Annotated in this window: 10 protein-coding genes and 1 pseudogene; 4 read left to right on the forward strand and 7 right to left on the reverse strand. The window is 74.9% G+C overall.

From position 1 onward, the window contains the following. Window positions 1-83 precede the first annotated feature (83 nt). From ftsH to dacB, 5 genes are all read right to left on the reverse strand, one after another. A complete protein-coding gene (gene ftsH / locus ABD774_RS08035; protein ID WP_345039616.1) occupies window positions 84-2147 on the reverse strand; it encodes an ATP-dependent zinc metalloprotease FtsH in 2064 nt (687 codons plus the stop codon). Between the two features lie 151 nt (window positions 2148-2298). Then, entirely contained in the window at window positions 2299-2853 is a 555-nt protein-coding gene (gene hpt, locus ABD774_RS08040) for a hypoxanthine phosphoribosyltransferase (protein ID WP_345039618.1), read from the reverse strand. A 17-nt stretch (window positions 2854-2870) separates the two neighbouring features. Further along, entirely contained in the window at window positions 2871-3926 is a 1056-nt protein-coding gene (tilS, locus tag ABD774_RS08045; protein ID WP_345039621.1) for a tRNA lysidine(34) synthetase TilS, read from the reverse strand. Window positions 3927-3930: 4 nt separating this feature from the next. After that, the gene (locus ABD774_RS08050) at window positions 3931-4995 is read right to left on the reverse strand and encodes a zinc-dependent metalloprotease (RefSeq protein WP_345039623.1); all 1065 of its coding nucleotides are present in this window, start codon (window positions 4993-4995) and stop codon (window positions 3931-3933) included. An 18-nt stretch (window positions 4996-5013) separates the two neighbouring features. Beyond that, window positions 5014-6399, reverse strand: coding sequence for a D-alanyl-D-alanine carboxypeptidase/D-alanyl-D-alanine endopeptidase (gene dacB / locus ABD774_RS08055; RefSeq protein WP_345039625.1), 1386 nt, complete (start codon window positions 6397-6399; stop codon window positions 5014-5016). Window positions 6400-6541: 142 nt separating this feature from the next. Between dacB and ABD774_RS08060 the strand changes: the two are divergent. Continuing rightward, a pseudogene (locus tag ABD774_RS08060) lies at window positions 6542-7036 on the forward strand (inorganic diphosphatase); the annotation flags it as partial. Between the two features lie 262 nt (window positions 7037-7298). Here the strand turns inward: ABD774_RS08060 and ABD774_RS08065 are convergent. Then, a complete protein-coding gene (locus ABD774_RS08065) occupies window positions 7299-8732 on the reverse strand; it encodes a C40 family peptidase (RefSeq protein WP_345039630.1) in 1434 nt (477 codons plus the stop codon). A 503-nt stretch (window positions 8733-9235) separates the two neighbouring features. Between ABD774_RS08065 and ABD774_RS08070 the strand changes: the two genes are divergently transcribed. The 3 genes from ABD774_RS08070 to ABD774_RS08080 all read left to right on the forward strand — a co-directional run bounded on the left by ABD774_RS08070 (window position 9236) and on the right by ABD774_RS08080 (window position 13112). After that, window positions 9236-10579: a bifunctional o-acetylhomoserine/o-acetylserine sulfhydrylase gene (locus ABD774_RS08070; protein ID WP_345039632.1), complete on the forward strand. Its 1344-nt coding sequence runs from the start codon at window positions 9236-9238 to the stop codon at window positions 10577-10579. Continuing rightward, entirely contained in the window at window positions 10576-11865 is a 1290-nt protein-coding gene (gene metX, locus ABD774_RS08075) for a homoserine O-acetyltransferase MetX (RefSeq protein WP_425554510.1), read from the forward strand. Before ABD774_RS08070 ends, metX begins: the two co-directional genes overlap by 4 nt. Before the next feature lie 119 nt (window positions 11866-11984). Continuing rightward, entirely contained in the window at window positions 11985-13112 is a 1128-nt protein-coding gene (locus ABD774_RS08080) for an alpha/beta hydrolase (protein WP_345039635.1), read from the forward strand. A 72-nt stretch (window positions 13113-13184) separates the two neighbouring features. On the opposite strand, the gene ABD774_RS08085 is transcribed toward ABD774_RS08080, so the two are convergent. Beyond that, window positions 13185-14462: a restriction system modified-DNA reader domain-containing protein gene (locus tag ABD774_RS08085; protein WP_345039637.1), complete on the reverse strand. Its 1278-nt coding sequence runs from the start codon at window positions 14460-14462 to the stop codon at window positions 13185-13187. Window positions 14463-14503 lie beyond the last annotated feature (41 nt).

Below are 14503 nucleotides of genomic sequence, written 5' to 3' on the forward strand. Positions count from 1 at the left end.
GGGCGAGCCCGCGATGGCACCCTCGGACGACCCCGCCTCGAACGACGCCGGCTCGGCGGCGACGGGTCCCTCGCCGGCCACGGTCAGAGCCCCTCGGCGGGACCGCCGACCGTTCCGCCGTCGGGAACCTGGCCGATGCCCGGGCCACCCTCGCCGAGGCGGGTCTCCCCCGCCGCCGCGATCTGGTCCTCGGGGAGCATGTGCTCGCCGCGGGCCCGCTCGGCCGCGGTGAGCACGGGAGGCCGGTCGCTGACGTAGCGGTCCTCGGAGGAGAGCCACACGGGCCGCGCGGGGCGCTTGGTCACCGGCGCGAACACCCGGGCGAGCTCGGCCTCGTTGAGGGTCTCGCGCTCGAGGAGCTCCAGGACGAGGTGGTCCAGGACGTCGCGGTAGGTGTTGAGGATCTCCCACGCCTCGTCGTGCGCGGCCTCGATGAGCCGGCGCACCTCCTCGTCGACGATCCGGGCGACGTCCTCGGAGTAGTCGCGCTGGTGGCCGAGGTCGCGGCCCAGGAACGGCTCACCCTGGGTCTGCCCGAGCTTGATGGCGCCGACGCGCGCGCTCATGCCGTACTCGACGACCATCTTGCGGGCGATGGCGGTGGCCTTCTCGATGTCGTTGGAGGCGCCGGTGGTCGGGTCGTGGAAGACGATCTCCTCGGCCACGCGCCCGCCCATCGCGTAGGCGAGCTGGTCGAGCAGCTCGTTGCGCGAGGTCGAGTACTTGTCCTCGGTGGGCATGACCATCGTGTAGCCGAGGGCGCGGCCGCGCGGCAGGATCGTCACCTTCGTCACCGGGTCGGTGTAGCGCAGCGCCGCCGCGGCGAGGGCGTGCCCGCCCTCGTGGTACGCGGTGACCTTGAGCTCCTTCTCGTTCATCACCCGCGTGCGCTTCTGCGGGCCGGCGATGACCCGGTCGATCGCCTCGTCGAGCGCGCGGTCGTCGATGAGCTGGGCGTTGGAGCGGGCGGTGAGCAGCGCCGCCTCGTTGAGGACGTTCGCCAGGTCGGCGCCGGTGAAGCCGGGGGTGCGCTTGGCGACCATGTCGAGGTCGACGCCGGGCGCCATCGGCTTGCCCTGGGCGTGCACCTTGAGGATCGCGGACCGACCGTGCAGGTCCGGGGCCTCGACGGCGACCTGCCGGTCGAAGCGGCCCGGGCGCAGCAGCGCGGGGTCGAGGACGTCGGGCCGGTTGGTCGCGGCGATGAGGATGACGTTGGTGTTGACGTCGAAGCCGTCCATCTCCACGAGGAGCTGGTTGAGCGTCTGCTCGCGCTCGTCGTGCCCGCCGCCCATGCCGGTGCCGCGGTGGCGCCCGACGGCGTCGATCTCGTCGACGAAGATGATGGCCGGCGCGTTGGACTTGGCCTGCTCGAACAGGTCGCGCACGCGGGAGGCGCCGACGCCGACGAACATCTCGACGAACTCGGAGCCCGAGATCGAGAAGAACGGCACGCCCGCCTCGCCGGCGACGGCGCGCGCGATCAGGGTCTTGCCGGTGCCGGGCGGGCCGTAGAGCAGGACGCCCTTGGGGATCTTCGCCCCGACGGCCTGGAACTTCTCCGGCTCGGCGAGGAACTCCTTGATCTCCTGGAGCTCCTCGACGGCCTCGTCCTCGCCGGCGACGTCGGCGAAGGTGACCTGTGGGTTCTCCTTGCTGACCATCCGGGCCTTGGACTTGCCGAACTTCATCATGCCGCCCGCGCCGCCCTGCGCCCGGGAGAGCAGCCACCAGAAGACGATGAAGATGATGACCATCGGCAGCATGAAGGTCAGCAGCGACGTCCAGATGGACGTCGTCGGGACGACCGAGTTGTACCCCTTCTCGGGGTCGGCGTCCTCGACGGCCTTCACGACCTGCTCGCCCTGGGGCTGGACGTAGAAGAACTCCACCGTCGTGCCCTTGTCCACGGTGCCGCCCTCGCCGTCGTCGGCCTCGAAGGGCTCGGACAGGGTCAGGCGCACCCGCTGGGTGCCCTCGGTGATCTCGGCCTGCTCGACCGTGTCCCCCTTGAGCAGCTCGAGACCCTGCGAGGTGTCGATGCGCTGGGTGCCGGACTGCCCCAGGAGTGACCAGCCCAGGGAGATGAGCACGAGCATGATCAGGATCCACACCAGTGGACCCCGCAGCAGATTCTTGGCGTTCATCGAGTGTGGGCTAGGCCCAGGTCCCTCCTGGTCGCGCGCGGTTTCCCCGACGGTATACGACAAACCTGACCGTCGGCTGAGAGCGGCCCCGATGTTCGCGCAGGGCTGTACGGCGGCCGGCGCCGCGGTTCAGCCGCCGTCGTGCGGCGGCTCAGCCGCCGTAGACGTGCGGGGCGAGGGTGCCGACGAACGGCAGGTGGCGGTAGCGCTCGGCGTAGTCCAGGCCGTAGCCGACGACGAACTCCGGCGCGATGTCGAAGCCGACGTAGCGCACGTCGACGGCGACCTTCGCGGCCTCCGGCTTGCGCAGGAGGGTGGCGATCTCCACAGAGGCCGGGCCCCGGGAGCGGAGGTTGGCCAGCAGCCAGGAGAGGGTCAGCCCGGAGTCGATGATGTCCTCGACGATCAGGACGTCGCGCCCGTGCAGGTCGGTGTCGAGGTCCTTGAGGATGCGCACCACGCCCGAGGACTTGGTGCCCGAGCCGTAGGAGGAGACGGCCATCCAGTCCATCTGGATCGGCAGGTGGATCTTGCGGGAGAGGTCGGCCATGACCATCACCGCGCCGCGCAGCACGCCGACGAGGAGGAGCTCGCGGCCCGCGTAGTCGGCGTCGATCTCGGCGGCCATCTCCGTCAGCCGCGTGTCGATCTGCTCCTTGCTCAGCAGCACCTTCTCCAGGTCCTGCCCCATGTCCTGCACGTCCACTCGGCTCTCCTCGCTGCTCACGTCTCTGGCCGGCCGGCCGGGCCCGCCGGCGCCAGCGTTAGCCTGCCACACCGGCGGCGGGCGACGACCGGCCCGGGCAGCGGGACCGGGCCCTGGCCGTGGTAGCGGGTGACGAGCGCGTCGAGCGCCTCGACGTGCACCGCGGCCAGGGCGCCCGGCGTGGCGCCGGCGCGGAGCGCGGCCGCGTGCAGCGCCCGGGTGCGCAGCGCGGCGTGCGCCTCGGCGAGGCCGGCGGCGTCGAGCGTGAGGCCGGGCTCGCCGGCGGCGGCGCTCGCACGGTCGAGCAGCTCCTGCGCGAGCGCCTCGAGGAGGTCGGCGTCCCGGGCGAGCTGGTGCGCCGTGCGGCCGAGCGCCTCGACCACGCCCGGGCCCAGCGCCTCGGCGAGGGCGGGCAGCGCGCGTTCGCGCACCGCGGCGCGGCGCAGCGGCGTGCCGTCGGCCGCCCGCCAGGGCCCGGCCACGGTGTTGGCGGGGTCGCGGACGAACTCCAGCCCGACGGCGCCGCAGACCTGCTCGGTCTGGGTGCGGCGCAGCCCGAGGAACGGCCGCCGCCACAGCCCCCGGGCCGCGGGCATCCCGGCCAGCGATCGCGCGCCGGACCCGCGTGCGAGCGCGAGGAGCACCGTCTCGGCCTGGTCGTCGAGGGTGTGCCCGAGCAGGACCGCGGACGCGCCAGCCTCCCGCGCGGCCTCGTCGAGCGCGGCGTACCGGGCGGCGCGGGCCGCCGCCTCGGGCCCGCCCGCCCCGGCGCCGCGGGCTCCGCCGTCGACGTCGACCTCCCGGACGGTGATCGGGTCCAGGCCGAGCGCGCGGCACTGGTCGGCCGCCCGCGCGGCGACCTCGCCGGACCCCGCCTGGAGGCGGTGGTCGACGACGACGGCGCCGGAGAGCAGGCGCTCGCGGGGCGCGACGAAGGCGGTGGCGGCGGCGAGCGCGAGGGAGTCGGCGCCGCCGGAGCAGGCGACCAGGACGCGGGCGCCGGGCGGCAGGTCGGCCAGCGCGGCGCGGACGGCGCGGCGGGCGGCGGCGACGTCGGGGTGCGGTCCGGCCACCGGGTCAGCCGTGGACGCGGCGCACCCAGGTCACCGGGTCGGCGACCTCGGCGGCCGTGGGCAGCAGCTCCGGCGCGGTCCACACCGCGTTGAGCCCCTCGTGCCCGACCTGCTCGACGACCGCCCGGACGAACCGGGCGCCGTTGCGGTACTGGGCGACCTTGGCGTCCATCCCGAGCAGGCGCCGCAGCAGCACGTCGAGGGTGGAGGTGCCGTCCCGGCGCTTCTCGAAGGCGGCGCGGATGCGGCGCACCGAGGGCAGCCGGGCCGGGCCGACGGCGTCCATGACGACGTCCGCGTGCCCCTCCAGCAGGCTCATGACCGCGACGATCTCGGCCATCGCGGCCCGCTCGTCCTCGTCGAGGAAGGCGTCGACCAGCGGCCCGCCGAGGTCGGAGGTCGGGCCGGGAGGGCCGCCCACGACGCCCGAGGCCAGGGCCTCGACGACGGCGCGGGCCGCCCGGGCGAGCCGCTCGGGCCCGTCCGTGGTGGAGGAGACGCCGCCCACGAGCCCGCGCATGCGGCCCGAGAGGTGGTCGACGAGCCACGGGGCGGCGGCGAACTGCACCGCGTGGGTCTGCTCGTGCAGGCACACCCAGAGGCGGAAGTCCATCGCGTCGAGGTTGAGCTCGCGCTCCACCTTGAGCACGTTCGGGGCGACGAGCAGGAGCCGGCCGGGTCCGCCGTCGGCGGGGGTGAAGGGGTCGAACTGGCCGAGGACCTTCGGGGAGAGCAGGGCCAGCATGACGCCCATCTCCTCCCCCGCCATGCGAGCGGAGCCGGGCAGCTTGGCGGCGGGGAGGAGCCCGTCGGTGAGGTGGGCGAACATCTCGACGTTCGCCTGCGCCCAGCGGGGGCGGTCCACCACGTACACGGGGGTGGTGGTGGCGACCTGGGCGGCGGGCCCGTGCAGCCCGGTGATCTCGGCGACGTGCTCGGGAGCCTCGGCGGCGGCGGCGCGCAGCACCTGGATGAGGGCGCGCAGCTCGGCGCGCGTGCCGCTCGGGCCGGGCCGGGAGAGGTTCCCGGCGCGGCGCACGGCCACCTGCCAGTCGACGGAGCTGCTCATGGGGCCCACGGTAATCGTTCAGCTGCAGCCGCACGCCGCGACCGCGGACGCCCAGGAGTCGACGGCGAGGCGGGCCTGGTGCGCGGTGCCGACCTCGAGGTCGGAGGTGAGCAGCGAGAAGAGCAACGGCCGGCCGTCCTCCGTGACCACGGAGCCGGTCAGTGACACGGCGCGCAGAAGGGTGCCGGTCTTGGCACGCACGCGCCCGGCGGCGTCGCCGGTCAGCCGGTCCGACAGCGTGCCGTCCAGGCCGCCGACCGGCAGGGCCGCCACCAGCCCGTGCAGGGTGGTGGACGACGGCTCGGACGCCAGCCGCAGGACGTCGACCAGGACCGACGGCGGCACGGTGCTGCCCGTGCTCAGGCCGGAGGAGTCGGCCATCGTCACGCGGCTCACGTCCACGCCGAGGTCCGCGAGCTGCTTGCGCACCGCCGAGGTGCCGCCGGGGAAGTCCGGCTCCTGCCCCCGCTCGAGCGCGACCAGGCGGGCGAGCGCCTCCGCGACGGAGTTGTCCGAGGCCTTGAGCATGTGTCGGACGACGGCGCTGACCGGCGCGGACTCCACCTGGGCGAGGGGCTCGGCGTCGGCGTTGGCCGCGGCCCGGCCGACCGACCCGGCGACCTGGACGCCGTGGTCCGCGAGCGCCGCGGCGAACGCCTGACCAGCGTCGAGAGCGGGGTCGGCCGCGTAGGCGCGGCCCTCCCGCCCCGCCTCGACGGCCAGCGGCTGGATCGGCATGACGAAGGTGCGGTCGACGTCGTCCCAGTCGGCGTGGTGCGCGGGCCCGGTGAAGAGCGTGTCGTCGACGGCGAGCTCGACGGTGGTGACGCCCTCCTCCGTCAGCGCCTCCGCCGTCGCCGCCGCGAGGTCGGCGAGGCCGGCGTGCCCGAGAACGGCGGACGGGTCGCCCTCGCCGGCCGCGAGGAGGATGTCCCCGCCGCCGACCAGCACGACGCGGTCCGGCGCCGCGCGCACGACCGAGGTGGTCAGCGTCCGGCCGGGCCCGAGGGCGTCGAGGGCGGCTGCCGCGGTGAGGACCTTCAGCGAGGAGGCGGGCAGCCGCGGGGTGCCGCCGTCGTGGTCGACCAGCACCTCACCGGTGATCCCGTCGGCCACGACGAGACCGAAGGAGCCCGTCCGGCGGTGGTCCTCCTCGAGGGCCGTCGTGAGCCTCTCGAGGGCGGCGGCGGTGGGCGCCGGGGCCGACTCGTCCGGGCCCGGGGGCACCGGGGCGGTGAGCTCGCCGCCGGGCACCTCGACGTCGGGGAAGGGCTGCGCCTCGGCGGGGACGGGGTCGGTGGTCAGGATCCCGGGCACGCGGTCGGCGGCGTCGGCGGTGCCGTAGGCGCCCAGGGCGACGGCGAGCACGGCGACCGTCACGCTCGTGCGGCGCGCTCGTCCCACGTCTCCCCCGTCGTCACCGGTGGCCCCTGTGCGCGACCACACCTTCCGGTACGCCACACTAGTGGCCAGGAGCGCCGGCAGCCCCGTGCCGGGCGCGCGGAGGAAGCCCCGCCGGGCACGCCGGGCGGGCGGAAGGGAAGCCGTGGAGTTCGACGTCACGATCGAGATCCCGAAGGGGAACCGCAACAAGTACGAGGTTGACCACGAGACGGGCCGGATCCGGCTGGACCGGATGCTGTTCACCTCCACGCGCTACCCCGACGACTACGGCTTCATCGAGGAGACCCTCGGCGAGGACGGGGACCCCCTGGACGCGCTCGTGCTGCTCGAGGAGCCGACGTTCCCGGGCTGCCTGATCCGCTGCCGCGCGCTGGGGATGTTCCGCATGCGCGACGAGGCCGGCGGCGACGACAAGGTGCTGTGCGTGCCGGTCGGCGACCAGCGCGCCTCGTGGCGCACCGAGATCGACGACGTCTCGGAGTTCCACCGCCTGGAGATCCAGCACTTCTTCGAGGTCTACAAGGACCTCGAGCCGGGCAAGTCCGTCGAGGGCGCGCACTGGACCGGCCGCGAGGAGGCGGAGGAGGAGATCCGCCGCTCCTACCAGCGAGCCAAGGACGCCGGCTACTACGACAACCACGGCGCCGCCCACCGTCCCGACGCGGCGATCTCGGCCGACGGCAACCGCGGCCAGGCCGACCCGACGGGCCCGGGGGACGCCGGCACCCGCGTCTGACCGGCGCGGGCGGCTCCGCTCGAGCCCCGTCAGCACGCAGAACGCCCCGCCGTCGTCGACGGCGGGGCGTTCTGGCTCTGGTCGTACGTTCGCGGCGGAGGTCTGCGGCTCGACCGTCAGACCTGGGCGGTGACCGTCAGCTCGCCCCCGTGCACCGCCAGGCTCAGATGCGACCGCCGTACGGCATGATGTTGACGTGCCACATCGGCACCTCTTCCACCGTCTTGCCCGGGGCCGGGGCGTGCAGTCGCATCCCGTTGCCGGTGTAGATCGCCACGTGGTAGATCCCGGAGCGCTGGCCGTTGTTGCTCCAGAAGACCAGGTCTCCCGGGCGCAGCTCGCTCAGCGGCACCCGTGCCGTGGCGTCCCACTGGGCGCGGGTCGTGCGCGGGAGGAAGACGCCGGCCTGCTGGAAGGCCCGCATCGTCAGGCCCGAGCAGTCGTACCCGTCCGGGCCCGCCGCTCCCCAGACGTAGGGGGTGCCGAGCTGGCTGCGCGCCCACGAGATCGCGGTCTGCGCGGCCGAGGTGTTCGGGGCCGGCGCGGGGGCGGGAGCCGGGGCGGGAGTCGGCGTCGGCCGGGGGGCGGGAGCCGGAGCGGGCGCCGGGGCCGGAGCGGGCGCCGGGGCCGGGGCGGGGGCCGGGGCCGGAGCGGGCGCAGGAGCGGGAGCCGGCTCGGGCCGCGGGCTCGCGGGCGCCGAGGGGCGCGGCGTCGAGGGGCGCGGCGCCGACGGCGCCGTGGTCGCCGGGGCAGAGGGAGCCGGAGCGGGCGCGGGGTCCGCCGTCGTGGGCCCCGAGGGCCGGGAGTCCGACGGCGCGGCCGCCGGGTCCTCGGACGCCGCGGCCGCGAGCGCCTCGTTCCGGGCGAGGTTCTCCTCGCGCTGCTCACGCTCCGCCTCGAGCGAGGCCTGCCGCTCACGCTCCAGCTCGACGGTGGTGCTGCGCTGCTCGGCGAGCTGGGCGATCAGCTGGTCGCGGCGCTCGTTGGACAGGCTCATCTGGGTCTGCGCGGCCGCGAAGCTGGACTCGGCCTCCTCGGCCGCGGCCGCGAGCGCGTCGGTCGCCTCCTGCTGGGCGGCGGCCGACTCGTCGGCGCGGCGCTGGAGGGTGGAGTGGACCTGCTCGAGCGCCTGGAAGCGCTGGACCTGGCTGTCCGTGCGGGTGCCGAGCCGGTCGAGGGTGGCGGTGCGCGCCATGGCGTCGGTGAAGCTCGTCGCCGAGAGGTACGGCGCGATCCCGGAGAGGCTCGCCGCGCCCTCGCGGTACAGCGCGGCGCCGATCTGGCCGAGCTCCCGGCGCCCGGCCTCGAGCTCCTCGGCGGCGGCGTCCGCCTCCTGCTGAGCCTGCTCGGCCGCCGCGACCGCGGCGTCCAGCTCGACCTGCGACTCCAGGTACTCCTCGTTGGCCAGCGCGGCGCGCACGTGCGCCTCGTCGGCCTGGGCCGCGACGCGGGCCAGCTCGATCTCGAGCGAGGCGATCTCCCCGGAGGTGGACCGCTCGGCGGAGCGTGCCGCCTCGACCTCGTCATCGCTCGGTGCGGCGCTCGCCCCGGACGCGAGCAGGGTGCTGCCGAGCATGAGCGCGGCGAGCGAGGACATCGCTCGTCCTGGGCGCCTGAGGGTGGTCGCCACCGGTTCCTCCGAGATCGCTGCTGCAGATCGACGCACCGCCGGGCCGGCCGCGCGGCGTGTCGAGTTGACGCCCAGGGGGAGGCGCCGCAGGAGACGCTATCGGACGTTCACCGATTTGTGAACACCAGCCTCTCTATTCACACCAGTCACATCAGTACCAGGTGGGTTCCCCCGGTGCCGCGCGGGCCTCCGGGAGTGACCTACGTCCCACCATGCAAGACACCTCTCGTGGGGCGTGGACGCCGCCCCTAGAGTCGGCCGCATGTTCCTTCGCCGAATGTGCCGCTGACGCGCACGTTCGGCATGCCCTTCGGCCCGTAGCTCGATCCGGCCGGACCGCCCCGACCGGGGCGGGCGCAGGGCGCCACCCCGACGTGCACGTCACTGCCAGCCCCCCGCGGGCTGACGGGACAGGCGGCACCGCCGCGGCTCGTTGGCCCGCTCCGAACCCCCGATCTGGAGCACACGCCATGAGCAACGAGACCGCCCCCGAGGCCACCTGGTCCTTCGAGACCCTGCAGGTCCACGCCGGCCAGACGCCGGACGCCGCCACCGGCGCCCGCGCCCTGCCGATCTACCAGACGACGTCCTTCGTCTTCGAGGACGCCGCCCAGGCCGCCGGCCGCTTCTCCCTCGCGGAGGCGGGCCCGATCTACACCCGCATCACCAACCCGACGCAGGAGACCGTCGAGAACCGCATCGCCGCGCTCGAGGGCGGTGTCGGCGGCCTGCTCGTCGCCTCCGGCCAGGCCGCCACGACGCTGGCGATCCTCAACGTCGCGGAGGTCGGCGACAACATCGTCGCCAGCCCGAACCTCTACGGCGGCACCGTGAACCTGCTCGTGCACACGCTGAGCAAGTACGGCGTCACGACGACGTTCGTCGAGGACCCGGACGACCCGGAGTCCTGGCGCGCCGCCGCGGACGAGCGGACCAAGCTCTTCTTCGGCGAGACGATCGCCAACCCCAAGAGCGCGATCCTCGACATCGAGGCCGTCGCCGCCGTCGCCCACGAGATCGGCGTGCCGCTCGCGGTGGACAACACCATCGCCACCCCGTACCTCATCCAGCCCCTCAAGCACGGCGCCGACATCGTGATCCACTCCGCCACCAAGTACCTGGGCGGCCACGGCACCTCCATCGCCGGCGTGATCGTCGACGGCGGGACCTTCGACTGGTCCGCCCAGCCGGAGCGGTTCCCGAACTACAACACCCCGGACCCGAGCTACAACGGCCTCGTCTACAAGGACCTCGGCGCCCCGGCGTTCATCCTCAAGGCCCGCGTGCAGCTGCTGCGGGACATCGGCCCGGCCGTCTCCCCGTTCAACGCCTTCCTGATCGGCCAGGGCGTCGAGACCCTGTCGCTGCGGGTCGAGCGGCACGTCGAGAACGCGAAGAAGGTCGCCGAGTTCCTCGAGGCGAGCGACCAGGTGACGCGGGTGGCCTACGCGGGGCTCCCGTCCTCGCCGTGGCACGAGCGGGCGCGGAAGTACGCCCCGAGGGGCGCCGGCGCGGTCCTCGCCTTCGAGCTCGCCGGCGGCTACGCCGCGGGCCTGGCGTTCGTCGACGCGCTCAAGCTGCACTCGCACGTCGCCAACATCGGCGACGTGCGCTCCCTGGTGATCCACCCGGCCTCGACCACGCACTCCCAGCTCAGCCCCGCCGAGCTGGAGGGCGCCGGCGTCAACCCCGGCCTGGTCCGTCTCGCGGTCGGCATCGAGAACATCGAGGACATCCTCGCCGACCTGCGGCTCGGCCTGGAGGCCGCCGCGTCCTTCACCGCCGCACCGGTCAGCGCCGAGGCGGGCGCGTGACCACCCCCGGCGACTGTCAGCCCGGCGCGGGTGCGCCGTCGGTGGGGAGCTTTCCCGCCGACGGCGCACCCGCCCGGGCGGGCGCCGCACGGACCGCCACCGCCCGTCACGACCGGCGCGACCGCCGGGTCATCGACCCGGCGACCCTGCCGGCCACCGGCGCCTGGCGCGAGGGCGACGACCCGCGCGCCCGCCGGTTCGCCGAGATCGGCGCCCTTCCCCTGGAGGCAGGGGGCCGGCTGCCGCACGTGCGGCTGGCCTACGAGACCTGGGGCACCCTGAACGAGGCCGGCGACAACGCCGTCCTCGTGCTCCACGCGCTCACCGGGGACTCTCACGTCACGGGCCATGGCCCCGACGACCCCGACGCCGGCTGGTGGCACCAGGTGGTCGGCCCCGGCCGCGCGATCGACACCGACCGCTACTTCGTAATCGCCCCGAACGTCCTGGGCGGGTGCCAGGGATCGACCGGGCCTGCCTCCTCCGCGCCCGACGGCACGCCGTGGGGCTCGCGCTTCCCCGTGCTGACCGTGCGCGACCAGGTGGCCGCCGAGCTCGAGCTGGCCGACCAGCTCGGGATCGAGCGGTGGGCGCTCGTCGTCGGCGCCTCGATGGGCGGCCACCGGGTGCTGGAGTGGGCCGTGACGGCCCCCGAGCGGGTGGGCGCCGTCGCCGTCGTCGCCTCCTGCGCGCAGAGCAGCGCCGAGCAGATCGCCTGGGCGCACACCCAGGTGGCGGCGATCGAGCTGGACCCGGGCTGGCGCGGCGGCGACTACTACGACGCCGCCCCCGGCCACGGCCCGCACACCGGCCTGGGCCTCGCCCGGCAGATCGCGCACACCACCTACCGCACCCCCGTGGAGCTGGACCAGCGGTTCGCGCGCCTGCCGCAGGGCGGGGAGGAGCCGCTCTCCGGCGGGCGGTTCGCGGTCCAGTCCTACCTCGACCATCACGCGGGCAAGCTCGCGGAGCGCTTCGACGCGAACAGCTACCTCGCGCTGACGCGAACGATGATGACCCACGACGTCGGCCGCGACCGGGGCGGGGTCGAGGCCGCGCTCGCGCAGGTCACCGCCGAGACCCTGGTGGTCGCGGTCGACTCGGACCGGCTGTTCTTCCCCGCCGAGTCCGAGCGCATCGCCGCCGCTGTTCCCACGGCGGGCCCGGTGGCGTACGTGCGCTCGCCGTTCGGGCACGACGGGTTCCTCATCGAGCACGACCAGGTGGCGGCGCTGCTGGGCCGGTTCCTCCGGGCGGTCGCCCCGGTGGCACGCCAGAGCCGCTGACGCCGCGCGCGCCCGCGCCGGTACCGCGGGCCGCGTGCTTCCGCGAGCGTGCGCCGCCCCCGGGACTGCGGCGATCCACGAGGCTGCGCCGGTCGTCGCCCCGACGGCATGATGGGGTCATGATCCGCAGGACCAGCCGCGTGGAGGAGCCACCTGTCGGCGGCACGGGCGAGGACACCGTCCTGCCCGAGGAGGTCGTCGAGCTGCCTCCCCCGCCGCCCGCCGACCGGTGGGCGCCGGACGTGCTCGGCGCCGGGTTCGAGGCCCGGACGCTCCCCCTCCTGGACGACGACGAGGGCGAGGTCGCGGCGACCCTCGTGCGCCACGTCCCGGCGGACGACCCGGACGCCCTGCCGGGGACGCCGTCGTCGCCCTCGTTCGCCGTGCTGTACCTGCACGGCTGGAACGACTACTTCTACCAGCGCGAGCTGGCCCGACGGTGGGCCGCCGAGGGCGGGGCGTTTTACGCGCTCGACCTGCGCAAGTACGGCCGCTCGCTGCGGGCGCACCAGACGCGCGGCTTCATGGAGTCCCTCACCGTCTACGACGAGGACATCCACGCCGCGCTGAAGGTGCTCAGGTCCGAGCTCGGGGTCGGCACCGACCTGGTGCTCATGGGCCACTCCACCGGCGGTCTGACTGCGGCGCTGTGGGCGCACCGCCACCCCGGCGCGCTGCGCGCGCTGGTGCTGAACTCCCCGTGGCTGGAGCTCCAGGGGTCGGCGATCCTGCGCGGCGTCGCGCAGCCGATCGTCGGCCGGCTGGCGAAGCTGCAGCCCAAGGCGGTCATCCCGACGTCGGACCTCGGGTTCTACCAGCGCACGCTGCTCGGCTGGACGGAGGCCGACGGGCCGCTGCCCGAGGACGCCGACGACGACCCGTTCCTCACCGGCTGGGGGCCCGACCCGAACTGGCGGATCGTCGGCTCGCCCATCCGTGCCGGGTGGCTGTCCGCCGTCCTCGCCGGGCACCAGCAGGTGGCGGGCGGCCTGGAGATCTCGTGCCCTGTCCTCGTGCTCACCTCCGGACGCACCCTGATCAACCCACGCTGGTCGCCGCAGATGCGTGAGACCGACACGGTGCTCGACGTCGAGCAGATCCGCCGCCGGGCGCTGCAGCTCGGGCCGCTGGTGACGGTGGCGCGGTTCGAGGGGGCCATCCACGACGTCACCCTCTCCGCCCGGCAGGTGCGCGAGCGCGTCTACGCCGAGCTCCGGCGGTGGTCCCGGGCGTACGTGCTCCGCTGAGCGCCGCCCGCCGCGTGGGTGAGCCGCGCTTCCGCCGACGGCCTCGCGGTGAGGCGCCGGCGCGCGACGTCGTCAGCGGTGGAGCGCCCGGCCGTGCCGGCGCCGCGCACCGGGGTGCCGGGGGGCGCGGCCGCGGGCCCTGACCAGCTCGGCCCGCGCGTCCGCGAGGGACGGCCCGTGCTCGCCGAAGCGCCACACCCGCCAGCCGTCCACGTCGTCGCGACCCGACACCTTGCGTGCTGCCACGTCGGGATCGGCCACCGTGTCCCCGCCGGGCAGCCGGATCGCGCCGTCGCCCGTGAGGACCGCGTCGTGCCGGATGCCGCGGCGCAGCTGCGACCAGACCAGCGGCGCCTCCCCGTCCAGCATGGCCGCGATGTCCCTCAGGCTCGTGCGGTCGGCGGCAGGCACGTCGCTCCGTGCGTCCTGCGAGGACACGTCGCTCGGTGCGTCCTGCGAGGACACGTCGCTCGGTGCGTCCTGCGAGGACACGTCGCTCGGTGCGTCCTGCGGGGACGCGTCGCTCCGAAGGTCCGCGGCGGCGACGTCGCCCCCCGGGTCGCGCGCGTCCCGGTCGCCGCCCGCCTGGGGGGTGGGAGGGGCGGCGGGTGCGTCGTCGGCATCCGTCGTCCCCGGTCGCTCCAACGCCGGTCGATCCCCAGCTGTGGCGGCGTCCGGCGCGGCCGCCGCGGCGGCCGGGCCCGGAGCGGCAGGTGCGGCGTCGGCGGTGAGCTCGTTGACGCGCGGTCCGCCGCCGATCACGTTCGAGAGCCCGAGCTGGTGGGGCCGCAGCTCGTTGACCTCGAGGAACCGTCGCCCGTTCGACATCTGCCGCAGCGCCATCTCGTGGACCACGACCCCCGAGTCGGCCAGGACGTCCAGGGCCGGCCGGACCTCGTCGCGCACCGTGCCGGCCACGACGACGAGGCGCGGACCCGGCGCGGGCTTGGGCGGCAGCATCTCGCGGAACGCGGTCCAGTCACGCCGGAACGCCGCGGCGCCCCGGGGGTACAGCTCGGCGAGCTGGGACCACCCGAGGTCGGCGGTGCGGGCGGAGCGGGAGAGCGCGGCGACCAGGGCGGCCGAGTCGAGCTCGTCGAGGACCTCCACGGTGACGACCTGGCCGGTGGCGTCGAGCGCGGTGAGCCGCGGCGCGGGAGCGCCCGCGGGCCGGTACGTGCCCGGCCGGCGACCGTCGCCGTGCCAGCTCACCGGGAACAGCGGACGCTGGACGACCTCGAGGACCTGGTCGCGGACGGCCTCGAGGATGTCGGGCTCGATGTCATCGGGAACGGGATGACCGAACTGGGCAGGCACGAGGCGCCCATCGTCGAACTCGAAGAACGGCATAACGACGTCGACCTGACTGACTCGTGGGGTTGTGAGGAGAT

This window comes from Georgenia daeguensis (assembly GCF_039537705.1).
GTDB classification, from domain to species: domain Bacteria; phylum Actinomycetota; class Actinomycetes; order Actinomycetales; family Actinomycetaceae; genus Georgenia; species Georgenia daeguensis.